Below are 482 nucleotides of genomic sequence, written 5' to 3' on the forward strand. Positions count from 1 at the left end.
CTGCGTGACGCTGCCGGCATATCGCTGGAGGACGCGCTGGCCTTGAACGGCCTGTCGGTGAGCGGCTTCGCCTCGGCACGGCACGGCGCGGCACTGGCCTATCTGGAAGCACATATCGAGCAGGGACCGGTGCTGGAGGCCGAGGCACTTGGCGTAGGCACGGTGACGGGCATTGCCGCTCAGCTACGCTATGCGATCACCGTCACGGGCCGCGCGGGCCATGCCGGGACCACGTCGATGGCCCTGCGCCGCGACGCCCTGTCTGCCGCGGCTGCGATGATCTCGAAGGCAGAAGAGGTCGCCCGGGCAGGCGACGCCGATCTCGTCGCCACGGTCGGCTCGATCGAGGTGTATCCCGGCGCCGCCAACGTCGTGCCCGGCGAGGTGCGCTTCACGCTCGATGTCCGCGCTGCAAGCGACGCGGGCCGAGATGCCGCGGCACTGACCATCCGTAGCGGATTCGAGGCGATCGCGCGGGAACG

At 70.1% G+C, this 482-nt stretch carries 1 protein-coding gene; it reads left to right on the top strand.

The annotated features are described in order from the left end of the window. A partial coding sequence (locus tag AACY08_RS29135; RefSeq protein ID WP_339472545.1) for a peptidase dimerization domain-containing protein occupies nucleotides 1-482 on the top strand: 482 nt, incomplete at both ends.

It is taken from the genome of Pseudomonas sp. EL_65y_Pfl1_R83 (genome assembly GCF_963970695.1).
GTDB classification, from domain to species: Bacteria; Pseudomonadota; Gammaproteobacteria; order Pseudomonadales; family Pseudomonadaceae; genus Aquipseudomonas; species Aquipseudomonas tritici.